17 protein-coding genes are annotated in these 21,686 nt (G+C 73.7%); 15 read left to right on the top strand and 2 right to left on the bottom strand.

Annotated elements, in window-relative coordinates:
• From QQM72_RS20575 to QQM72_RS20520, 12 genes are all read left to right on the top strand, one after another.
• On the top strand, window positions 1–1,341 hold a 1,341-nt coding region (locus QQM72_RS20575), incomplete at its 5' end, for a (Fe-S)-binding protein (protein WP_314222327.1).
• Between the two features lie 179 nt (window positions 1,342–1,520).
• A complete protein-coding gene (locus QQM72_RS20570; protein WP_314222326.1) occupies window positions 1,521–2,645 on the top strand; it encodes a lipid II:glycine glycyltransferase FemX in 1,125 nt (374 codons plus the stop codon).
• 162 nt (window positions 2,646–2,807) lie between these two features.
• Window positions 2,808–3,776 (top strand): EamA family transporter, encoded by a 969-nt coding sequence (locus tag QQM72_RS20565; RefSeq protein WP_314222325.1) that lies wholly within the window; start codon window positions 2,808–2,810, stop codon window positions 3,774–3,776.
• A 111-nt stretch (window positions 3,777–3,887) separates the two neighbouring features.
• The gene (locus QQM72_RS20560) at window positions 3,888–5,111 is read left to right on the top strand and encodes an MFS transporter (RefSeq protein ID WP_314222324.1); all 1,224 of its coding nucleotides are present in this window, start codon (window positions 3,888–3,890) and stop codon (window positions 5,109–5,111) included.
• Between the two features lie 209 nt (window positions 5,112–5,320).
• Window positions 5,321–6,115 carry a TIGR03084 family metal-binding protein gene (locus QQM72_RS20555; RefSeq protein ID WP_314222323.1) on the top strand — a complete coding sequence of 265 codons (795 nt, stop codon included), beginning with the start codon at window positions 5,321–5,323 and terminating at the stop codon, window positions 6,113–6,115.
• The gene (locus tag QQM72_RS20550) at window positions 6,112–7,800 is read left to right on the top strand and encodes an acyclic terpene utilization AtuA family protein (protein ID WP_314222322.1); all 1,689 of its coding nucleotides are present in this window, start codon (window positions 6,112–6,114) and stop codon (window positions 7,798–7,800) included. The genes QQM72_RS20555 and QQM72_RS20550 overlap by 4 nt, the downstream gene beginning before the upstream one ends.
• On the top strand, window positions 7,797–9,404 hold the full coding sequence (locus QQM72_RS20545) for an acyl-CoA carboxylase subunit beta (protein WP_314222321.1): 1,608 nt from the start codon (window positions 7,797–7,799) through the stop codon (window positions 9,402–9,404). The genes QQM72_RS20550 and QQM72_RS20545 overlap by 4 nt, the downstream gene beginning before the upstream one ends.
• Before the next feature lie 5 nt (window positions 9,405–9,409).
• Window positions 9,410–11,257 carry an acetyl/propionyl/methylcrotonyl-CoA carboxylase subunit alpha gene (locus QQM72_RS20540; RefSeq protein ID WP_314222320.1) on the top strand — a complete coding sequence of 616 codons (1,848 nt, stop codon included), beginning with the start codon at window positions 9,410–9,412 and terminating at the stop codon, window positions 11,255–11,257.
• Window positions 11,258–11,337: 80 nt separating this feature from the next.
• Window positions 11,338–12,513, top strand: a complete 1,176-nt coding sequence (locus tag QQM72_RS20535) for an acyl-CoA dehydrogenase family protein (RefSeq protein WP_314222319.1) — start codon at window positions 11,338–11,340, stop codon at window positions 12,511–12,513.
• Between the two features lie 42 nt (window positions 12,514–12,555).
• On the top strand, window positions 12,556–14,124 hold the full coding sequence (locus tag QQM72_RS20530) for a 4-coumarate--CoA ligase family protein (protein WP_314222318.1): 1,569 nt from the start codon (window positions 12,556–12,558) through the stop codon (window positions 14,122–14,124).
• Window positions 14,121–14,867 (top strand): enoyl-CoA hydratase family protein, encoded by a 747-nt coding sequence (locus QQM72_RS20525; RefSeq protein ID WP_314222317.1) that lies wholly within the window; start codon window positions 14,121–14,123, stop codon window positions 14,865–14,867. The genes QQM72_RS20530 and QQM72_RS20525 overlap by 4 nt, the downstream gene beginning before the upstream one ends.
• Window positions 14,855–15,607, top strand: a complete 753-nt coding sequence (locus tag QQM72_RS20520; RefSeq protein WP_314222316.1) for a TetR/AcrR family transcriptional regulator — start codon at window positions 14,855–14,857, stop codon at window positions 15,605–15,607. Before QQM72_RS20525 ends, QQM72_RS20520 begins: the two co-directional genes overlap by 13 nt.
• A gap of 153 nt (window positions 15,608–15,760) precedes the next feature.
• On the opposite strand, the gene pdxH is transcribed toward QQM72_RS20520, so the two are convergent.
• A complete protein-coding gene (pdxH, locus tag QQM72_RS20515) occupies window positions 15,761–16,441 on the bottom strand; it encodes a pyridoxamine 5'-phosphate oxidase (protein ID WP_314222315.1) in 681 nt (226 codons plus the stop codon).
• A 272-nt stretch (window positions 16,442–16,713) separates the two neighbouring features.
• On the opposite strand from pdxH, the gene QQM72_RS20510 reads away from it, so the two are divergent.
• Window positions 16,714–17,814, top strand: a complete 1,101-nt coding sequence (locus QQM72_RS20510) for a citrate synthase 2 (RefSeq protein WP_314222314.1) — start codon at window positions 16,714–16,716, stop codon at window positions 17,812–17,814.
• Window positions 17,815–17,898: 84 nt separating this feature from the next.
• Here QQM72_RS20510 and QQM72_RS20505 read toward each other — a convergent pair whose 3' ends face one another.
• Entirely contained in the window at window positions 17,899–18,915 is a 1,017-nt protein-coding gene (locus QQM72_RS20505) for an isopenicillin N synthase family dioxygenase (RefSeq protein WP_314222313.1), read from the bottom strand.
• A 667-nt stretch (window positions 18,916–19,582) separates the two neighbouring features.
• Between QQM72_RS20505 and QQM72_RS20500 the strand changes: the two genes are divergently transcribed.
• Both QQM72_RS20500 and QQM72_RS20495 read left to right on the top strand, forming a co-directional pair.
• Window positions 19,583–20,122, top strand: coding sequence for a GNAT family N-acetyltransferase (locus QQM72_RS20500; RefSeq protein ID WP_314222312.1), 540 nt, complete (start codon window positions 19,583–19,585; stop codon window positions 20,120–20,122).
• Between the two features lie 21 nt (window positions 20,123–20,143).
• A complete protein-coding gene (locus QQM72_RS20495) occupies window positions 20,144–21,622 on the top strand; it encodes a PAS domain-containing protein (protein ID WP_314222311.1) in 1,479 nt (492 codons plus the stop codon).
• Window positions 21,623–21,686 lie beyond the last annotated feature (64 nt).

The following is a 21,686-nucleotide window of genomic DNA, read 5'->3' as shown; positions in this document are numbered from 1 at the left end:
CCGGGGGCGGGGTGGGGGGCGGGGCCCGGGGCGGGGGCGGGGGCGGGGGTGATGTGCCCGTCGTTCCGTGCCACGGGCCGGGAGGAGCACTCCACGCGCGGGCGTGCCCGGCTGCTGCACGAGATGCTGGCCGGTGAGCTGGTGACCGACGGCTGGCGCTCCACGGAGGTACGGGACGCGCTCGACCTGTGCCTGTCCTGCAAGGGCTGCCGCTCCGACTGCCCCGTCGAGGTCGACATGGCCACCTACAAGGCGGAGTTCCTGCATCACCACTACGAGGGCCGCCGGCGTCCGGCCGCCCACTACAGCATGGGGTGGCTGCCGGTGTGGCTGCGGTGGGCGAGCCGGCTGCGGGCGGCCGGCCCGCTCAACGCGCTCGCTTCGGTCGGCCCGGCGGCGGGCGTCGCCAAGCGGCTGGGCGGGATCGCGGCCGAGCGGGACATCCCGCGGCTGGCGCGGGAGACGTTCAGCCGGTGGTGGCGGCGCAGGGAACCCGCCGCTGCCCCCGTCCCCGGGCCGGGGCACGGGGGTGACCTGGTCGTCCTGTGGCCCGACACCTTCACCGAGCACCTCTCGCCGTCCGTGGGCCACGCCGCCGTGCGGGTCCTGGAGGCGGCGGGTCTGCGGGTGGCGCTGCCGCCGACCCTGCGGATGCGGGGCCGGCCGGTGGGCGACGGCCGGTCGAGGAGCGCGGCCGCGCTGCTGACCGCCCGCCGGGGCCGGGTCTGCTGCGGGCTCACGTACGTCTCCACCGGCCAGCTCGACCACGCGCGCGTGGTGCTGCGCCGCACGCTCGACCTGATGGAGCCGGTGCTGGAGACGGCCGCGCCGGTCGTCGTCCTGGAGCCGAGCTGCGCGGCCGCCCTGCGCACCGACCTGCCCGAGCTGTTGCACGACGACCCGCGCGCGGCCCGCCTCGCCGCCCGTGTCCTCACCTTCGCGCAGGCCCTGGAGCGGCACGCGCCCGACTGGACCCCGCCCCGGCTGGACCGTCCGGCGGTCGGTCAGACCCACTGCCACCAGCACGCGGTGCTGGGCGACGCGGCCGAGCGGCGGCTGCGCGAGGCCGCGGGTCTCACCGGCGACCTGAGCGGCGGGTGCTGCGGCCTCGCCGGCAACTTCGGCTTCGAGGAGGGTCACTTCGAGGTGTCGGCGGCGTGCGCGCGGGAGCAGCTCCTGCCGGCCGTGCGGGACGCCCCCGAGGGAGCGGTGGTCCTGGCGGACGGCTTCTCCTGCCGCACCCAACTGGAGCAGCTGGCGGGGACCAGGGGGAGACACCTCGCGGAGGTACTGGCAGAGCGTCTGGAGGACGACGGACGGACGCGCCGAAAGGAGCGCTGAGGGCCCTGCGGGGCCCTGAGGGAGCGCTGCGGCAGCCCTGAGGGACGCGGTGGCCTGCGCCGGGCGGTGGCGGGCGTGGCTGAGCCCCGGATGGGCGGGGCCGACTCCTACGCTGACCGGGACGGTCGCCCGGCGATGCGAACGGGCGATTCGAACGAGAACTCGAAGGAGTCCCGCGTATGAGTCTGCGCGTCCAGTCCATCACCCGCGACGAGCACCTGGCGTTCGTCGCGGCCCGACCTTCCGCCAGCCATATGCAGATCCCGTCGTGGGGCGACGTGAAGCCGGACTGGCGGGCGGAGAGCCTGGGCTGGACCGACGGGACGGGTGCGCTCGTGGGAGTGGGACTGGTGCTGCTCCGGCCGCTGCCGAGGCTGCGGAAGTACCTGGCGTATCTGCCCGAGGGGCCGCTCGTCGACTGGCACGCGCCGGATCTGGCCGAGCGCTGGCTGGAGCCGATGCTCGCGTGGCTGAAGGCGCGGGGGGCGTTCTCGGTGAAGATGGGCCCGCCCGTCGTCGTACGGCGCTGGAGCGCCGACGCGGTCAAGGCGGCCATCGCCGACCCGGGCGCCCACCGGCTGCGGGACGCCGAGGCGAGCTCGTACGAGCCGAGCGCCTTCGAGGTCGCCGACCGGCTGCGCCGTGCCGGCTGGCAGCAGACCGAGCCGGGCGGCGAGGACGGCTTCGCGGCCGGTCAGCCCCGCTACGTCTTCCAGGTCCCGTTCGCCGGACGCACGCTGGAGGACGTCCACAGCGGCCTCAACCAGCAGTGGCGGCGCAACATCAAGAAGGCCGAGAAGGCGGGCGTGAAGGTCGTCCGGGGCGGGGCGGAGGACCTCCCGGCGTTCTACGGGCTGTACACCGAGACCGCCGAACGCGACCGATTCATCCCGCGCCCCCTGTCCTACTTCCGGCGTATGTGGAGCGCGCTGAACGCCGAACATCCCGACCGTATGCGGCTCTACCTCGCCCACCACGACGGGGAGGTCCTCGCCGCCGCGACCATGCTGACCGTCGGCGAGCACGTCTGGTACTCCTACGGCGCCTCCACCGGCCGCCGGCGCGAGGTCCAGCCGAACAACGCCATGCAGTGGCGCATGATGGCCGACGCCCATGAACTGGGCGCCGCCGTCTACGACCTGAGGGGGATCACCGACACCCTGGAGGAGTCCAACCACCTGCTCGGTCTGCTCCGCTTCAAGGTGGGCACGGGCGGCCAGGCCGTGGAGTACCTGGGCGAGTGGGACTTCCCGCTCAACAAGCTGCTGCACCGGGCGCTGGACCTCTACATGGCGCGCCGATAGCGCGCAGGTAGCCGCTGGCAGCCTGCTCCGCGTCCAGGGCGGCTGACGTCTCACAGCCCGAGACAGTGGCATAACGGGTTCACACGCCTGACCGAGTCCATTACCCTGGACTTGACAGTGCAGCGTGATGTACGCACCTCGAGCCGAGCCCCAGGACCGCCCGTGACTGCCCCCGGCACCGCCGCCACACCCCAGCACGCCCCCACCGTCGCAGCGACCGGCGCCCCCGGGGCCCCGGGCCGGCTGGGCGCCCTCGGCCCGGTCGGCCTCGTGCTCGCCGGAGGCGTCTCGGTGCAGTTCGGCGGCGCGCTGGCGGTGACGCTGATGCCGAGGGCAGGCGCCCTGGGTGTGGTGGCGCTGCGACTGCTGGTGGCGGCGGTGGTCCTGCTGGTGATCTGCCGGCCCCGGCTGCGCGGCCACTCCCGCACCGACTGGGGCACGGTCGTCGTCTTCGGCGTCACGATGGCCGCGATGAACGGCCTCTTCTACCAGGCGGTGGACCGCATCCCGCTGGGCGCGGCGGTGACGCTGGAGGTCCTCGGCCCGCTCGCGCTGTCGGTCGTGGTCTCGCGCCGCGCGCTGAACCTGGTCTGGGCCGGCCTGGCCCTCGCGGGCGTCTTCCTGCTCAGCGGGGGCGGCGGCCACGGCGGGGACAGTGGGGGGCTGGGTGGCGGCCTCGACCTGGTGGGTGTCGCCTTCGCGCTGGGGGCGGGGGCCATGTGGGCGGCGTACATCGTCTTCAGCGCCCGCACCGGCCGCCGTTTCCCGCAGGCGGACGGCCTGGCGCTGGCGATGGCGGTGGGCGCCCTGCTCTTCCTCCCCCTCGGCCTCGCCGAGTCGGGCAGCAGACTGGCCGACCCGGTGACGCTGGGCCTGGGGGCGGCGGTGGCCCTGCTCTCCTCGGTCCTGCCCTACACCCTCGAACTCCTCGCCCTGCGCCGGATGCCCGCCTCCACCTTCGCGATCCTGATGAGTCTGGAACCGGCCGTCGCCGCCACCGCGGGCTTCCTCATCCTCGACCAGGCCCTGACCACGATCCAGGCGGCCGCGATCGCCCTGGTCGTCGCGGCGAGCATGGGCGCGGTCCGGACGCAGGTGGGGCGACCGAGGCCGGCGGTCCCGGAGGCCTGACGGGCACCATCCGCAAGCACCCGCCCGGCCACCGTCCGGAAGTGCAGCCGACGTTTCGTGTCTCGGCGAAACGGTGAACAGGGGTCCCCGGCTGCTCCGAAACTTCGATGCATGCGCAGCTACCGCTCCCTGTTCCGCACGCCGGAGTTCACTCCGTTCCTGCTCTCCTTCGTCGCTTTCGCCGCAGCGCAGACGATCGGCGGCCTGGCTCTCGGCACGCTGGTCTTCCGGGCAACCGGCTCCCCGTTCCTGTCGGCGGTGAGCATGTTCGGCCCGCAGCTCGCGCAGTTGCTGGGGGGCGTGTTCCTGCTTTCGGGCGCCGACCGCCTGCCCCCGCGCGCGGTCCTGACCGGCCTCGCCCTCGCCTTCGCGGCCGGCACGGCGGTGACGGCGCTGCCGGGCCTGCCGGTCCGGGCGCTCTTCGCCGTCGTCCTCCTGCAGGGACTGGTCGCGTCGCTGGGTGGAGGAGTGCGCGGGGGACTGCTGAACGAGATCCTGTCCAAGGACGGCTATGTCTTGGGCCGTTCGGTGTTCAACATGCTCTGGGGACTGGTGCAGATGGCCGGTTTCGCGACGGGCGGCGTACTGCTGACGCTCCTGTCCCCACGGACCTGCCTGCTCCTCGCGGCGGCGCTGTACGTGATGTCGGCCTTCGTCACCCGCCTGGGGTTCACGGCCCGCCCGCCTCGCTCCTCGGGCCGCCCTTCCGTCGCGGCGACCTGGCGCACCAACGCCCTCCTGTGGTCCTCACGCCCCCGCCGCCTCACGTACCTGGGCCTGTGGGTCCCCAATGGCCTGATCGTCGGGAGCGATTCGCTCTACGTCCCCTACGCCCCCCAGGCCGCCGGGATGCTGTACGCGTTCGGGGCGCTGGGCATGTTCGTGGGCGACATGGCGGTGGGCCGCCTGGTGCCGCCCACCTCGCGCCCCCGTCTCGCGACCCCGCTGCGCCTGCTGCTGGCGGTTCCGTACCTGTTCTTCGTCCTGCGGCCCGGAGTGGCGCTGTCGGCCGTGGCCGTCACCGTCGCCTCCGTCGGCTTCGCCGCGAGCCTGGTCCTCCAGGAACGTCTGATGTCCCTCACGCCCGACGACCTCGCGGGCCAGGCTCTCGGCCTGCATGTCACCGGCATGGCCGCTCTCCAGGGCGTCGGCGCTGTCCTCGCGAGCACGCTGGCCCAGCTGACCTCCCCGGCCGCCGCGATGACACTCATGGCGGCCGGATCGGTCACCGTGACCCTGATCCTCGCGGCGCTGGGCAGGTGCGAGGAACGACGGCGGCCGGCCGATTCCGGTACGCGTCCGGGCGCCCTGCCGAAACCCGTGGCCGCCGACTGACCAGCGCGGCGACAAGGCGTGTGCTCCCGTGAGCGCCGGTCGCCCTGTCCTGCGCGTGCCCTTAAGTCCGCGCGAACCCCGGGCCGCCGGCGTCGAGGTGGTCCTCGGTCTCGTCGAAGGCCGGCTCGGTCTCCGCGCCGCGCGGGCCACCGGGGGAATTCATGCAAGCATGCTTGATTGTTTCTTGGCCCGCTGCCATGCTCCACCCCATGGCCGACCCGACGCCCGTGCTCGACGATCTCCGTGCCGAAAGCGACGAACTCGACCGGCTGGTGGCCGAGTTGAGTCCCGAGCGGTGGACGCTCCCGACCCCCGCGCCCGGTTGGACCGTCGCCCACCAGATCGCGCACCTCGCCTGGACCGATCACTCCTCCGCGCTGGCCGTGACCGACCAGGACGCGTTCTCCCGCGAGGTCGAGAAGGCGCTCGCCGCGCCCGGGGACTTCGTCGACAACGGCGCTCGGGAGGGGGCCGCGAAGCCGCCCGAGCGGTTGCTCGCGGACTGGCGGGCCGGGCGCGAGGCCCTGGCGGACGCCCTGCGGGCGGCCCCCGTGGGAGCGCGTTTCCCCTGGTACGGCCCGCCCATGTCGGCCGCCTCCATGGCCACCGCGCGGCTCATGGAGACCTGGGCCCACGGCCGGGACGTGGCCGACGCGCTGGGCGAGACGCCCGCGCCCACCGACCGGCTCCGGCACATCGTCCGCCTCGGCGTCCGCACCCGGGACTTCGCCTTCGGCGTGCACGGACTGCCCATCCCGTTCGAGGAGTTCCGCGTGGAGCTGCGCGGCCCGTCCGGCGCGCTGTGGACGTACGGCCCCGAGGACGCCACCGACCGCGTCACCGGCTCCGCCCTCGACTTCTGCCTCCTGGTCACCCAGCGCGCCCACCGCGCCGACCTCGCCCTGCGCGCCGAGGGCCCCGACGCCGACCGCTGGCTGGACGTCGCCCAGGCCTTCGCTGGCCCGCCCGGTGGCGGCCGTACGCCGAAGGGAGCCGTCCGGTGACGGCCTTGCGGATAGGCAACGCGTCCGGCTTCTACGGCGACCGCTTCGACGCCCTGCGCGACATGCTCACCGGCGGCGACCTCGACGTCGTCACCGGCGACTACCTCGCCGAACTGACCATGCTGATCCTCGGCCGTGACCGGCTGAAGAACCCCGCAGGCGGGTACGCCCGCACCTTCCTCCGGCAACTGGAGGAGTCCCTCGGCCTCGCCCACGACCGCGGCGTACGGGTCGTCACCAACGCCGGAGGCCTCAACCCGGCCGGACTCGCCGACGCGGTAAGGCAGTTGGCCGACCGGCTCGGCATCCCGGTGCGCGTCGCGCACGTCGAGGGCGACGACCTCGGCGCCCGGTATCCGGGCAGCCTCACCGCCCATGCCTATCTCGGCGGCTCCGGCATCGCCGCGTGTCTGCGCGAGGGCGCGGAGATCGTCGTCACCGGGCGGGTCACCGACGCGGCCCTCGTCACCGGCCCGGCCGCCGCCCACTTCGGCTGGGGGCCCGAGGAGTACGACCGGCTCGCGGGCGCCGTCGTCGCCGGACACGTCCTTGAGTGCGGGACACAGGCCACCGGCGGCAACTACGCCTTCTTCGCCGAGGGCGGCCGTGACCTGCGGCGGCCCGGTTTCCCGCTCGCCGAGATCCACGAGGACGGCAGCTGCGTCATCACCAAGCACCCCGGCACCGGCGGCTTCGTCGACGTCGGCACGGTGACCGCGCAACTGCTGTACGAGACGACGGGCGCCCGGTACGCCGGCCCCGACGTCACCGCCCGGCTGGACACCGTACGGCTCACCCAGGACGGCCCCGACCGGGTGCGGATCGACGGCGTACGCGGGGAAGCCCCGCCCCCGACCCTCAAGGTCGGCCGCACCCGCCTCGGCGGCTTCCGCAACGAGGTCGTCTTCGTGCTCACCGGACTGGACATCGAGGCCAAGGCCGCGCTCGTACGGGAACAGATGGCGCAGGTCTTCCTCAAGTCGCGTCCCGCTGAGGTGCGGTGGGAGCTGGTCCGGACCGACCGGGCCGACGCCGACACCGAGGAGACCGCGAGCGCACTGCTGCGTCTCGTCGTGCGCGACCCCGAACCGGACGCCGTGGGACGGGCGTTGAGCGGAGCGGCCGTGGAGCTGGCGCTGGCCAGCTATCCCGGCTTCCATGTGCTCGCGCCGCCCGGGAAGGGCTCCCCCTACGGGGTGTTCGAGGCCGCGTACGTGCCGCAGGAGGACGTCGAGCATCTCGCCGTCCTCCACGACGGCCGCCGCCTGCCCGTCGCCGCGCCCCCGCCCGGCGGCACCCTCGTAATCGAGGAGGTGCCGGAACCGGACCTGCCGGATCCGCCGCCTCCCGGACCCGTACGGCGCGCGCCCCTCGGGCTCGTGGCCGGCGCCCGCAGCGGCGACAAGGGCGGCAACGCCAACGTGGGGGTGTGGGCCCGCACGGACGAGGCCTGGCGCTGGCTCGCCCACGAACTGACGGCCGACAGGTTCCGGCAGCTCGTCCCCGAGAGCCGCGAGCTGACCGTCACCCGTCACCCGCTGCCCCGGCTGCGCGCCCTGAACTTCGTCGTCGAGGGCGTCCTCGGCGCCGGGGTCGCCGCGCAGCACCGCTTCGACCCGCAGGCCAAGGCGCTCGGCGAATGGCTGCGCTCCCGACACCTGGACATCCCGGAGGCCCTCCTGTGACGGCTCTGACGTCCGCCCTGGACACCCAGGGCCCCGACTACCGCGCGCACCGCGAGGCCATGCTCGCCAAGCTCGCCGACCTCGACACCGAGCACGCGAAGGCACTGGCGGGGGGAGGGGAGAAGTACGTCGCCCGGCACCGCGCGCGCGGCAAGCTCCTCGCCCGTGAGCGCATCGAGCTGCTCCTCGACCCCGACACGCCGTTCCTGGAGCTGTCGCCGCTGGCCGCCTGGGGCAGCGCCGCCCCCGAGTACGCCGTGGGCGCCTCCCTCGTCACCGGCATCGGGGTCGTCGAGGGCGTGGAGTGCATGATCACCGCCAACGACCCGACCGTGCGCGGGGGCGCCAGCAACCCCTGGTCCCTGAAGAAGGCCCTGCGCGCCAACGACATCGCCCTGGCCAACCGGCTGCCCTTCATCAGCCTGGTGGAGTCGGGCGGGGCCGACCTGCCGTCGCAGAAGGAGATCTTCATCCCGGGCGGAGCCGTCTTCCGCGACCTGACCCGGCTCTCCGCCGCCGGGATCCCGACCGTCGCCGTCGTCTTCGGGAACTCGACCGCGGGCGGCGCGTACATCCCCGGCATGAGCGACCACGCGATCATGGTCAAGGAGCGCGCGAAGGTGTTCCTCGGCGGGCCGCCCCTGGTGAAGATGGCGACCGGCGAGGAGAGCGACGACGAGTCACTGGGCGGCGCGGAGATGCACGCGCGCGTGTCCGGCCTCGCCGACCACTTCGCCGTCGACGAGCGGGACGCGCTGCGGCAGGCACGCCGCGTGGTGGCCCGCCTCAACCACCGCAAGGCGTACCGGGACCCGGGGCCCGCTGTCCCTCCCAAGTACGACGAGGACGAACTCCTGGGCATCGTCCCCGGGGACCTGCGCACCCCCTTCGACCCGCGCGAGGTGATCGCCCGGCTCGTCGACGCCTCCGACTTCGACGAGTTCAAGCCCCTCTACGGGACGAGCCTCGTCACCGGCTGGGCGACCCTGCACGGCTACCCGGTCGGGATCCTGGCCAACTCCCAGGGCGTGCTCTTCAGCGCGGAGTCCCAGAAGGCCGCCCAGTTCATCCAGCTCGCCAACCAGCGCGACATCCCGCTTCTCTTCCTGCACAACACCACCGGCTACATGGTCGGCAGGGAGTACGAGCAGGGCGGCATCATCAAGCACGGCGCGATGATGATCAACGCGGTCGCCAACTCGAAGGTCCCGCACCTGTCCGTCCTCATGGGCGCCTCGTACGGGGCCGGCCACTACGGCATGTGCGGGCGCGCCTACGACCCCCGGTTCCTCTTCGCCTGGCCGAGCGCCAAGTCGGCGGTGATGGGTCCGCAGCAGCTCGCCGGGGTCCTGTCCATCGTCGCCCGGCAGTCGTCGGCCGCGAAGGGCCTGCCCTACGACGACGACGCGGACGCCGCCCTGCGCGCCATGGTCGAGCAGCAGATCGAGTCCGAGTCGCTGCCGATGTTCCTGTCCGGGCGGCTGTACGACGACGGTGTCATCGACCCGCGCGACACCCGCACCGTTCTCGGCCTGTGCCTGTCGGCCGTCCACACCGCGCCCTTCGAGGGAGCGCGGGGTGGCTTCGGCGTCTTCCGGATGTGAGGCTCATGATTACTTCCGTTCTGGTGGCCAACCGCGGCGAGATCGCCTGCCGCGTCTTCCGGACCTGCCGCGAGGCGGGCATCCGCACCGTCGCCGTGCACTCGGACGCCGACGCGGGCGCCCTCCACGCGCGCGTGGCGGACTCGGCCGTACGGCTGCCGGGCAGCGTGCCCGCGGACACCTACCTGCGTGCCGACCTCGTGGTGAAGGCCGCCGTCGGCGCGGGCGCGGACGCCGTGCACCCCGGCTACGGCTTCCTCTCCGAGAACGCCGACTTCGCGCGCGCCGTCCTGGACGCGGGCCTCGTCTGGATCGGGCCACCGCCCGAGGCGATCGAGGCGATGGCGTCCAAGACCCGCGCCAAGCAGCTCATGGGGCTCGCCCCGCTCGCCTCGGACGAGGTGACGCAGGCCGACCTGCCGGTGCTGGTGAAGGCCGCCGCGGGCGGTGGCGGGCGCGGTATGCGCATCGTGCGCCGCCTGACGGAGCTGGGCGCCGCGCTGGAGGGCGCCCGGGCCGAGGCCGCGAGCGCGTTCGGCGACGGCGAGGTGTTCGTCGAGCCGTACGTCGAGAACGGCCGCCATGTCGAGGTGCAGATCCTCGCCGACACGCACGGCACGGTGTGGGCGCTCGGCACCCGCGACTGCTCCCTCCAGCGGCGCCACCAGAAGGTGATCGAGGAGGCACCGGCGCCGGGCCTGTCCGAGCGGACGGCGCAGGAACTGCGCGCGCTGGCCGTGCGTGCCGCGCGGGCCGTCTCGTACGTCGGCGCCGGCACCGTCGAGTTCCTCGTCGCCGACGGCCGCGCGCACTTCCTGGAGATGAACACCCGCCTCCAGGTCGAACACCCCGTCACGGAGGCCGTCTTCGGCCTCGACCTGGTGGCCGAGCAGATCCGGGTCGCGGAGGGCGCCGCCCTGGATCCCGAGCCCCCACGCGCGCGTGGCCACGCCGTCGAGGCGCGGCTCTACGCCGAGGACCCGGCGAACGACTGGACCCCGCAGACCGGCACCCTGCACCGTCTGACCGTCCCCGAGGGCGTCCGCCTGGACACCGGCTTCGGCGACGGCGACGACATCGGCGTCCACTACGACCCGATGCTCGCCAAGGTCGTCGCCCACGCCCCCACGCGCGCGGAGGCCATCCGCAAGCTCGCGGGCGCCCTGGAACGCACGGTCCTGCACGGCCCCGTCACCAACCGCGACCTGCTGGTCCGCTCCCTGCGCCACGCGGAGTTCACCTCCGCCCGCATGGACACCGGCTTCTACGACCGGCATCTCGGCGACCTCACCGTCGCGGAGCCCGACCCGTACGCTCCGCTGGCAGCCGCCCTCGCGGACGCGCGCACCCGCTCGCCGCTGGGCGGCTGGCGCAACCTGCCGTCGCAGCCGCAGACGAAGCGGTACGCGGCGGCGGGCGAGGAGACGGAGGTCCGCTACCGCCACACCCGGACCGGCCTCACGGCAGACGGGGTGCAGGTGGTGCACGCCGACCCCGGCCTGGTCGTCCTGGAGATCGACGGCGTACGGCGCCGCTTCGAGGTCGCGCGCTACGGCGACCGCGTCCACGTCAACGACGCCGCCCTCACCGCGCTGCCCCGCTTCCCCGACCCGGAGGCCCAGCACGCCCCCGGCTCCCTGCTCGCGCCGATGCCCGGCACGGTCGTCAAGCTCGCGGACGGTCTCATCACCGGATCGAGTGTCCGGGCCGGTGAACCGCTGCTGTGGCTCGAAGCGATGAAGATGCAGCACGTCATTTCGGCCCCGCTGGACGGGACGGTGACGGCGCTGCCGGTGACGACAGGACAGCAGGTGCAGGTCGGCACCCTGCTGGCGGTGGTGCAGGAGACCTAGGGGCCGTGGGGCGCACCTCATGCGGCTCCGCCGCGTGGAGCGCGAGCGGCCATGACGAACCCGCAGACGAAGGAGCCACATTGAGCACGCTGATCGAATCCGACGAGCACAAGGCACTCCGCAAGGCGGTCTCGTCCTTCGCCAGGAGCCACGCCCACGCATCCGCCTCCGGCTCCGTGTCCGATGCTGCCGACGACTCGGCGAGGCGCGGCCTCTGGCAGGAGGCCGCCAAGCTCGGCTACATCGGCGTCAACCTGCCGGAGGCGTACGGCGGCGGAGGCGGCGGCATCGCCGAGCTCTCCCTGATCCTCGAGGAGCTCGGGGCCGCCGGAGCCCCGCTGCTGATGATGATCGTCTCCCCGGCGATCTGCGGCACGGTCATCGCCCGCTTCGGCACCGAGACCCAGAAGCGGGAGTGGCTGCCCGCCCTGGCCGACGGCAGCCGTCTCATGGCCTTCGGCATCACGGAACCCGACGCCGGCTCCAACAGCCACCGCATCACCACCACCGCCCGCCGCGACCCCGCGAGCGGAGACTGGCTGCTGACCGGCCGCAAGGTCTTCGTCTCCGGCGTCGACATCGCCGACGCCACCCTCATCGTCGGCCGCACGGAGGACGCCCGCACCGGCAGCCTCAAGCCCTGCCTGTTCATCGTCCCGCGCGATGCCGAGGGCTTCTCCCGCCGCCGCATCGACATGGAACTCGACAGCGTGGAGAAGCAGTTCGAGCTCGTCCTGGACGAGGTGCGGCTCCCGGCGGAGGCACTCGTCGGCGACGAGGACGCGGGCCTGCTCCAGCTCTTCGCCGGACTCAACCCCGAGCGCATCATGACGGCCGCCTTCGCGATCGGCATGGGCCGCCACGCCCTCTCCAAGGCGATCGAGTACGCGCGCGACCGCACCGTCTGGAAGAGCCCGATCGGCGCCCACCAGGCCATCGCGCACCCCCTCGCGCAGGCCCACATCGACCTCGAACTGGCCCGCCTGATGATGCAGAAGGCGGCCCAGCTGTACGACGCGGGGGACGACGTCGGCGCGGGCGAGGCCGCCAACATGGCCAAGTACGCGGCCGGGGAGGCCTGTGTGAAGGCGGTCGACCAGTCCGTGCACACCCTCGGCGGCAACGGCCTCACGCGCGAGTTCGGCCTCGCCAGGCTGATAACCGCCTCCCGCGTGGCTCGTATCGCCCCGGTGAGCCGGGAGATGATTCTCAACTACGTCTCCCACCAGACCCTCGGCCTGCCCAAGTCGTACTGACCGCAGCCGGCAACCGTCGTGTCCGGCGCGCGAGGAGGAACCATGTTCCGCAGCGAGTTCGCAGACGTCCCGACCGTAGACCTCCCCATCCACGACGCCGTGCTGAGCCGAGCCGCCGAGTTCGGCGAACTGCCGGCGCTCGTCGACGGCACCGACGGCACCACCCTCACGTACGAGCAGGTGGACCGGTTCCACCGGCGGGTCGCCGCCGCGCTCGCCGAGGCCGGGGTCCGCAAGGGCGACGTACTGGCCCTGCACAGCCCCAACACCGTCGCCTTCCCGCTCGCCTTCTACGCGGCCACGCGCGCGGGGGCCACGGTCACCACCGTGCACCCGCTCGCCACCGCCGAGGAGTTCGCCAAGCAGCTCGGCGACTCCGCCGCCCGCTGGATCGTCACCGTCTCCCCGCTGCTCCAGACGGCCCGGCGGGCGGCCGAACTCGCGGGCGGCGTCGAGGAGATCTTCGTCTGCGACAGCGCCGCCGGACACCGCTCGCTCGTCGACATGCTCGCCTCGGCGGCCCCGGAACCGCAGGTGGACATCGACCCGGTGGAAGACGTGGCGGCCCTGCCGTACTCCTCCGGCACCACCGGCGTCCCCAAGGGCGTGATGCTCACCCACCGGCAGATCGCCACCAACCTCGCCCAGTTGCGGCCGGCGATGTCCGTGGGTCCGGGCGACCGCATCCTCGCCGTGCTGCCGTTCTTCCACATCTACGGCCTGACCGCCCTGATGAACGCGCCCCTGCGCGAGGGCGCCACCGTGGTCGTCCTGCCCCGCTTCGACCTGGAGACCTTCCTCGCGGCCATCCAGAACCACCGCATCACCGGCCTGTACGTGGCCCCGCCGATCGTCCTCGCCCTCGCCAAGCACCCGGCGGTCACCCGGTACGACCTGTCGTCCCTGCGCTACGTCGTCAGCGCGGCCGCGCCCCTGGACGCCGCCCTCGCCGCCGCCTGCGCCGAGCGCCTGGACCTGCCGCCGGTCGGCCAGGCCTACGGCATGACGGAACTGTCCCCGGGCACCCACGTCGTCCCGCTCGACGCCATGCGGGACGCCCCCGCCGGCACCGTCGGCAAGCTCATCGCCGGCACCGAGATGCGGATCGTCTCCCTCGACGACCCAGGCAAGGACCTCGAGGCCGGTGAGTCCGGCGAGATCCTCATCAGGGGGCCGCAGATCATGAAGGGCTACCTGGGGCGCCCCGACGCCACCGCCGACATGATCGACGGCGACGGCTGGCTGCACACCGGCGACGTCGGGCGGGTCGACGCGGACGGCTGGCTGTTCGTCGTCGACCGGGTGAAGGAACTGATCAAGTACAAGGGCTTCCAGGTGGCCCCCGCCGAACTCGAGGCCCTCCTGCTCACCCACCCAGGCATAGCGGACGCGGCCGTCATCGGCGTCTACAACGACGACGGCAACGAGGTCCCGCACGCGTACGTGGTCCGGCAGCCCACGTCACCCGAGCTCACCGAGGGAGAGATCGCGATGTACGTCGCCGAGCGGGTCGCCCCCTACAAGCGCGTGCGCGGGGTCACCTTCATCGACGCCGTGCCACGCGCCGCCTCCGGCAAGATCCTGCGCCGTCAACTGAGGGAGCGTGCATGACGACCGCCCTGGTCGGACGGACCCGCGTCCGAGGGGTCGAGACCCTCAGCCTCGACTCGCCCACCACCCGCAACGCCCTCTCGCGCGCGCTCGTGAGCGAACTGACGGACGCGCTCGGGAGCTGCGACAAGGACGACGACGTACGCGCCGTCGTCCTCACCCACACCGGCAACACCTTCAGCGCGGGCGCCGACCTGAAGGACCCCCCGCCGCCCCACGCGGTGCCCGCGCTGCTTCAGCGGATCCTCGAACTGCGCAAGCCCGTGGTGGCCCGGGTCGCCGGACATGTGCGGGCGGGCGGGCTGGGCGTGCTCGGCGCCTGCGACATCGCGCTCGCCTCCGGGACGGCGACCTTCGCGTTCACGGAGGTGCGCATCGGGGTCGCGCCCGCCGTCATCTCACTGCCGCTGATGCCCCGCGTCGACCCGCGCGCCCTCGCCCGCTACTGCCTCACCGGCGAGACCTTCGGCGCGGCCGAGGCGGCCCGGATCGGCCTCGTCACCCTCTCGGCCGGCGACGGCGACCTGGACGAGGCCCTTGCACCCGTCCTCGACGGCCTGCGCCGGGCCGCGCCCACGGCCCTGGCCAGGACGAAGGAACTGCTCACGGCTAAGGTGCTGGAGGCCCTCGTCGAGGACGCGGGCGAGATGACCAGGCTCTCGGCCTCGTTGTTCGCCGGCCCCGACGCCCGCGAGGGAATGACGGCCTTCCTCGAACGACGGGATCCTCCATGGGTGTTGTGACCACGGACGACCGCGCCCCGGACGACCGCGCCCCGGGCGACCGCGCCCCGGGCGACCGCGCCCCGGGCGACCGCGGGCCGGGCGACCGCGGGCCGGGCGACCGCGGGCCGGGCGACCGCGCCCCGGGCGACCGCGCCCCGGGCGACCGCGGGCCGGGCGACCGGGTGCCCAAGCAGGACCGCAGCCGGGCCACCCGGCAGCGGCTCCTGGCGGCCGCCGTGGCCTGCCTCGCCGAACGCGGCTGGGCGGGCTCCACGGTCTTGGTCGTCGCGGAACGCGCGGGCGTCTCCCGGGGCGCGGCCCAGCACCACTTCCCCACCCGCGAGGACCTCTTCACCGCGGCCGTCGAGTACGTCGCCGAGGAACGCTCGGACGCGTTGCGCGCGCTGTTCCCGCAGGGCGCGACGGGCGACCGGCGCGCGGTCGTCACCGCCCTCGTGGGTCTCTACACCGGCCCCCTCTTCCGGGCCGCCCTGCACCTGTGGGTGGCCGCCTCCAACGAGGAGCAGCTGCGCTCGCGCGTGACCGAGCTGGAGGCCCGCGTGGGCCGTGAGAGCCACCGCATAGCCGTCGAGCTCCTGGGCGCCGACGAGTCCGCGCCCGGCGTCCGCGAGACCGTCCAGGGCCTGCTGGACATGGCCCGCGGCCTCGGCCTCGCCAACCTCCTCACCGATGACGGAGGGCGCCGCGAGCGCGTGGTGGCGCAGTGGGCGGGACTGCTGGACGACGCACTCGGCTGACCTCACCGCCGACGCCCCGCCCTGGCCCGATCCGGCCGTCCGCCGACGGCCCCGGCCCCCGGTCTGGCGGCCCGCCCGGCCCACGGTCTGCGAGCCCCGCACAGATCAGCGTTCCTGCCGGGCAGGGGCCGAGTCACCGAGGGGACGGTCCCGTCAGGGGCTGAGCCGCTCCACCCGCCAGCTCCCGTCCGCCTCCGCCACGTACCGCAGCCGGTCGTGCAGCCGGTTCAGGCGGCCCTGCCAGAACTCCACCGACCGGGGAGCCACCCGGAAGCCGCCCCAGTGCGGCGGCACCGGCACCTGCTCGCCCTCGGGGTAGCGTGCCGCCAGCTCGGCGTAGGAGGCGTCGAGACCGGCGCGGTCGGTGATCACCGAGGACTGCGCGCTGGCCCAGGCCCCGAGCTGGGAGCCGTGCGGCCGGGTCCGGAAGTACGCGGCGGTCTCGTCGCGCCCGGTGCGTCGCGCCACGCCCCGCACGATGACCTGCCGGGCCATCGGATGCCAGGGGAAGAGCAGCGAGACGTGCGGGTTCTCGGCGAGGTCGCGGGCCTTGTGGGAGTCGTAGTTGGTGTAGAAGACGAAGCCCTGCTCGTCGAAGTGCTTCAGCAGCACCGTGCGGGAGCCGGGCCGGCCCTCGGCGTCCGCGGTGGAGACGACCATGGCGTTCGGCTCGAAGAGATGGGCCTCGACGGCCGCGTCCTTGAACCAGCGGGCGAACTGCTCCACGGGCGTGGCGGCCAGTTCGGCCTCGGAGAGCCCCTCGGCCCGGTACTGCTTGCGCATGGCGGCGGGATCGGGGACGGGGCCGGGGGAGACGGCGTCTGCGTCGGTCACGTGGTCATCTTGCCGTATGGCCCACCGCCGCAGACCGGCCCACCAAAGGTGGCACTGAGTGCCGCGACCACTCCCCAAAGGTGGCACTCGGAGATATGGTGCAGAGGCACCCGTCGCCGCGTCCCGCCCCGGTCGGGTGCCGGTCGGGTGACCGACGGCCGCACGGGGCATCAGTGCGGTACCGCCCAGGACCGCGAGTCTTCGCACCCGAGGTGCGCAGGACCGTGGAACCGCCGGCGCCGCCCGTCGCACACATCACGAGGAGCCGCCCGATGTCCGACTTCGTACCCGGACTCGAAGGAGTCGTCGCGTTCGAGACGGAGATCGCCGAACCCGACAAGGAGGGCGGCGCCCTGCGGTACCGGGGCGTCGACATCGAGGATCTGGTCGGTCACGTCTCTTTCGGCAACGTCTGGGGCCTGCTCGTCGACGGCGCCTTCAACCCCGGTCTGCCGCCCGCCGAGCCGTTCCCGATCCCCGTCCACTCCGGTGACATCCGCGTCGACGTGCAGTCCGCGCTCGCCATGCTCGCGCCCGTGTGGGGCCTGAAGCCCCTCCTCGACATCGACGCCGAGCAGGCCCGCGCGGACCTCGCCCGCGCCGCGGTCATGGCCCTCTCCTACGTCGCCCAGTCCGCGCGCGGCCAGGGCCGGCCGATGGTCCCGCAGCGGGAGATCGACAAGGCGCAGTCCGTCGTCGAGCGCTTCATGATCCGCTGGCGCGGCGAGCCGGACCCCAGGCACGTGGCCGCGGTCGACGCCTACTGGACGTCGGCCGCCGAACACGGCATGAACGCGTCCACGTTCACGGCCCGCGTGATCGCCTCCACGGGCGCCGACGTCGCCGCCGCCCTGTCCGGCGCCGTGGGAGCCATGTCGGGCCCGCTGCACGGCGGCGCCCCCTCCCGCGTCCTCGGCATGATCGAGGAGATCGAGCGGACCGGGGACGCGGAGGCGTACGTCAGGCAGGCCCTCGACAAGGGGGAGCGGCTCATGGGCTTCGGCCACCGCGTCTACCGCGCCGAGGACCCACGCGCGCGCGTGCTGCGCCGTACGGCCCGCGAGCTGGGCGCGCCCCGCTTCGAGATCGCCGAAGCCCTGGAGAAGGCGGCCCTCGCGGAACTCCACGCCCGCCGTCCCGACCGGGTCCTGGCGACGAACGTCGAGTTCTGGGCGGCCATCATCCTGGACTTCGCCGAGGTGCCGGCGCACATGTTCACCTCGATGTTCACCTGCGCCCGCACGGCGGGCTGGTCGGCGCACATCCTGGAGCAGAAGCGCACCGGCCGCCTGGTCCGTCCGTCGGCCCGCTACATCGGTCCGGGCTCCCGCAACCCTCGGGAGATCGAGGGCTACGGGGACATCAGCGGCTAGGGCGGCCCACCGCCGAAGCACGGCGTCACGGCCGGCATCCGCGGGGCGTCACACGCGGCGTCACGCGGGGCGTCACACGCGGCGTCACGCGGGGCTGAGCAGCTCCGCGTGGTGCCGTTCGGCCACCAGCGGGTGGGCCCGCAGCTTGCCCTTCAGCTCGTTGAAGCCGTACTCCGCGAAGAGCGGGTTGGCCGGGTCGTCGGTCACGCCGGGCGCGGCGGACGCGTGCGGGAAGGGCAGCGGCTCGACGCGGGCGTCCAGACGGGGGTTGTAGAAGAAGGGCACGGAGAACCGCTCGACGGCGCTCGGCGGCGACACGACCCGGTGGTTGGTGGCCACGAGATATCCGTTGGTCGCCACTTCCAGCAGCTCACCCAGGTTGACCACGAAGGCGCCCGGCAGCGGCGGCACGTCGTGGAACAGCCCGTCCGCGCGCTGTACCTGGAGCCCGCCGACCTGGTCCTGGAGCAGGAGCGTCAGAAACCCGTAGTCCTTGTGCGCCCCGACGCCCTGACCGGCACCGTCGCCCGCGCTTCCCGGATACCGCACGAGCTTCAGATGCGGATGCGCCCGCTCACCGAACGCCTGGTCGTAGAAGTCGACGGGCGCACCGATCGAGGCGAGCAGCTCGTGCAGCAGCTTCTCGGCGACGGCGCTCAGCCGCGCGATCCACGCGAGCGCGGCGGTCCGCAGCGCGGGCAGCCCGGCGGGCCACTGGTTGGGCCCCTCCAGCCACCAGTAGGCGGGCTCGTCGGCCCCGGGGGTCCGGGCGGGCCGCTCGGCCCCTATGTCGAGCTGGTCCCGCCAGTCCTGCCGCCCGCCGGTCCGCTCGTCGCCGGTCCGCGTGTAGCCGCGGAAGTGCGGCGAGTTCACGTTGTCGATGGCGAGCCGCTCGGCCTCGGGCAGCGCGAAGAAGGCCCGCATGGCGGACAGCAGCTCGCCGGTCTCCCGCTCACCGACCCCGTGCCCGACCAGCTGGAAGAACCCCACGTCGTGCGCGGCACTGTGCAGCTGCGCGTGCAGCAGCGCCCGGGCCCGGGGGCCGCGGTCGGCGGCGGAGAGATCGATGATCGGCAGTTGCTGGTACGACGGGTTCGTCATGGTACGTCCGCAGGTGTACGGGGCCCGGCCGCCGCCGTGGGTGGGGCGGCGCACGGGTGCCAAGTGGGCAGGAGGGAGGGGAACGCAGGCGGAGGTGAACCGCGGAAGGGGGCTGGAAGCTCAGAGGGAGCGTCGACAGCCCATGCTCGTGACGCGGACGTAGTCCACGTGGCGGCGTCGAACGAGCGAAAGCATGCGCCCAGGGTACTGCCTGACGAAAGATCCGTACGTGGCGCGGATCACGCCCCGCAAACCCTGCGGACGGAGGGCCCTGAGAGCGGAGGGCCGGAAGCGCGAAGGCCGGAAGCGCGAAGGCCGGAAGCGCGAAGGCCGGGGGTGGGGGGCGGTCGAACGGAGGGCCGGAAACGCAGGCGACCCGCGAGTCTGGTCCTCGCTCAGGAGGGCCGGCCGGACGTACCGGCGACTCGCGGGTCGGGTGACTGCGTTGAATTGGCCGGTTGCGCGCAACTCACACACGCTGGTCCGGCACCGCACTCAGTGGGCGACGGGCCACTAGCCCGCAGCCACCTCCGACGTCCGGTGTGCATACATGCTGCGGACCACCTCCTTTCCTTCGGTACGACACACACTAGGAACCCGTCCGCGGTCGCTCAAGTGTTTTTCTGGGATGTTGACTCGGCGGACCGGGAAGCGATTCCCTGCTCGCGTGACCGATCTTCGTCTGCGCACCGAGGCCGTGGCCGGTGAGGCCGCGCTCGAACAGTGGCGGCACGTCCACAATGCGATCGTGCCGCCCGCCGCGATGTCCCTCGACGAGGTGCGCGAGCGCGCGGGCCGCTACCGGCTGGAGAACGCCTACGTCGGTGACGTCCTCGTCGGCTGCTCCACCGTGCGGCCGCCCGAGGGCGAGCAGGCGGCGGCGACCGTCATCGCGCGCGTGCTGCCCGCGTACCGGGGGCGCGGCCACGGCGCCGCCCTGTACGACCACGCTCTCGCCCACGCGCGCGTGCTCGGTGCCCGGGTGGTCGAGACGTGCGTGCTGGCCGCCAACGAGGACGGCCTGCGGTTCGCGCGGGCACGCGGTTTCGTCGAGGTCGAGCGGTACGTGCTCGACGGCGGGACGGCGGAATGGGTCGACCTGCGGCTCCTGCCCGCGATGACCAGGGCGCGTTACAACGATTCCTCTGCAATCTTGCGGGAACCATATGTGGGCTGCGTCACGTTCGAGTTGAATGAGGGCAAGTGAGCGAACCTGCAGGGGGTCCAGGTGAGTGCTTCCCGACGTAGCGGGACCACCGACGAGCTGGGGCCGGACGAGCCCGAGCGGTCGGGCGGCGACGGCCCCACGCCCCCGGAAGGCGCGGAGCCGGCGGCCGGCCCGGTCGGCCCGGACGGCACCGATCTGCTCGCCGCGCTGCTCGACGGCATGGACGCGGCGCTCTGCGCGTTCGACGGCGACGGCATCGTCACCCACTGGAACCGCGAGGCCGAGCGCATCCTCGGCTGGACCGCCGCCGAGGCGGTCGGCCGGCACGGCTTCGCGGGATGGGCCGTGCGCGAGGCCGACGCCGAGGACATCGAGGGGCGGCTGATGTCCGCCATGCACGCGCCCGGCCGCCAGGTCCACGAGTTCGCGCTGCTGACCAAGGACGGCGGCCGCGTCCTCGTGCGCAGCCAGTCCGCCGCCGTGCGCGGGCCCGACGGCAAGCCCGCGGGACTGTACTTCGCGTTCAGTGAGGTGCACGCCCAGATCGACCTGGAGCGCTCCATCGCGCTCAGCGAGGCCCTCTTCGACGACGCCTCCTGGGGGGTCGTCCTGGTCGACGCCGACCTGCGCCCCGCCGTCGTCAACGCGCATGCCGCCCGCGCGCTCGGCACGGGCCGTACGGCCGCTCTGGGCCGCCCCCTGGGTGATCTGCTCACCCAGGGCGTCGAGGAGCTGGAGAACGCGCTGACGCACGTCCTCGCCGAGGGTGCGCCGCCGGCCCCGGCCGAGCTGTGGGTGGGCGTGCGCACCCCGGAGGGCGAGAAGCGGCGTTGCTGGCGCAGCGGCTTCCTGCGGCTCGCCTCGCCGCTCGCCGAGGAGCCGGTGCCCCTCGGGGTCGGCTGGATCTTCCAGGACGTCACCGAGGCCAAGCAGGGCGAGCAGGAGGCCTCGCTGCTGCGCTTCCGCGCCAACCAGCTGCACCGGGCCGCCCGCGCGGCCGCCGAGTGCGAGGACCCCGCCGAGGCGGCCACCGTGCACCTCGACTTCGCGCTCGCCGGATTCGCCGACCACGCCCTGGTCGACCGGGTCATGGGCGGCGCCCCGGCCGACCAGGAGGGGGCTGTTCCGCAGCGGCTGACGAGGGTCGCGGCCACCCCGTCGGGCGGGCCGGGTCCCAGCGCGCTCACCGGACACACGGGCCTGCCGGTGCGCTACGGCGAGGCGCACCCGGCGCTTCAGTGCGTGGCGCGGGCCGGTTCGGTGCGGGCCGGGGTGGGCTCCGCGCCGTCCGACGAGGCACGCGAGTGGGCCCGGACGCGCCTGTGGCCCGACGACACGGTGCATGCCCTGTGCGCGGTGCTGCGCAGCCGGGGCCGCACCCTGGGCGTCGTGACGTTCCTGCGCGGCGGTGGCCGTACGGCCTTCGAGCGTTCCGACGCGATCTATGCCGAGGATGTCGCCGTCCGGATAGCCGCCGCGCTGGACCTCGCCGATCTGACCGGCGCCGCCGACGCGGCGGGCCGGGGCGAAGGCGCCTGAACCACGCGGTCGCGCGGGTCGGGCGGCCGGTCCGCCGGTCGCGCCGCCGGGTGGCGGGGGCGCC

Origin of the sequence: Streptomyces zaehneri (assembly GCF_032248645.1) — a bacterium.
In the GTDB taxonomy this organism is placed as follows: domain Bacteria; phylum Actinomycetota; class Actinomycetes; order Streptomycetales; family Streptomycetaceae; genus Streptomyces; species Streptomyces coriariae.
The sequence above is the reverse complement of the archived record's forward strand: the minus strand, read 5'-3'. Positions and strand labels throughout refer to the sequence as shown.

Bases quoted from the DNA above. Each gene is read 5' to 3' on its own strand.
- QQM72_RS20570 (WP_314222326.1), top strand. From the start codon at position 1,521: ATGAGTCTGCGCGTCCAGTCCATCACCCGCGACGAGCACCTGGCGTTC.
- QQM72_RS20560 (WP_314222324.1), top strand. From the start codon at position 3,888: ATGCGCAGCTACCGCTCCCTGTTCCGCACGCCGGAGTTCACTCCGTTC.
- QQM72_RS20540 (WP_314222320.1), top strand. From the start codon at position 9,410: ATGATTACTTCCGTTCTGGTGGCCAACCGCGGCGAGATCGCCTGCCGC.
- QQM72_RS20530 (WP_314222318.1), top strand. From the start codon at position 12,556: ATGTTCCGCAGCGAGTTCGCAGACGTCCCGACCGTAGACCTCCCCATC.
- QQM72_RS20510 (WP_314222314.1), top strand. From the start codon at position 16,714: ATGTCCGACTTCGTACCCGGACTCGAAGGAGTCGTCGCGTTCGAGACG.
- QQM72_RS20505 (WP_314222313.1), bottom strand. From the start codon at position 18,915: ATGACGAACCCGTCGTACCAGCAACTGCCGATCATCGATCTCTCCGCC.
- QQM72_RS20555 (WP_314222323.1), top strand. From the start codon at position 5,321: ATGGCCGACCCGACGCCCGTGCTCGACGATCTCCGTGCCGAAAGCGAC.
- QQM72_RS20525 (WP_314222317.1), top strand. From the start codon at position 14,121: ATGACGACCGCCCTGGTCGGACGGACCCGCGTCCGAGGGGTCGAGACC.
- QQM72_RS20520 (WP_314222316.1), top strand. From the start codon at position 14,855: ATGGGTGTTGTGACCACGGACGACCGCGCCCCGGACGACCGCGCCCCG.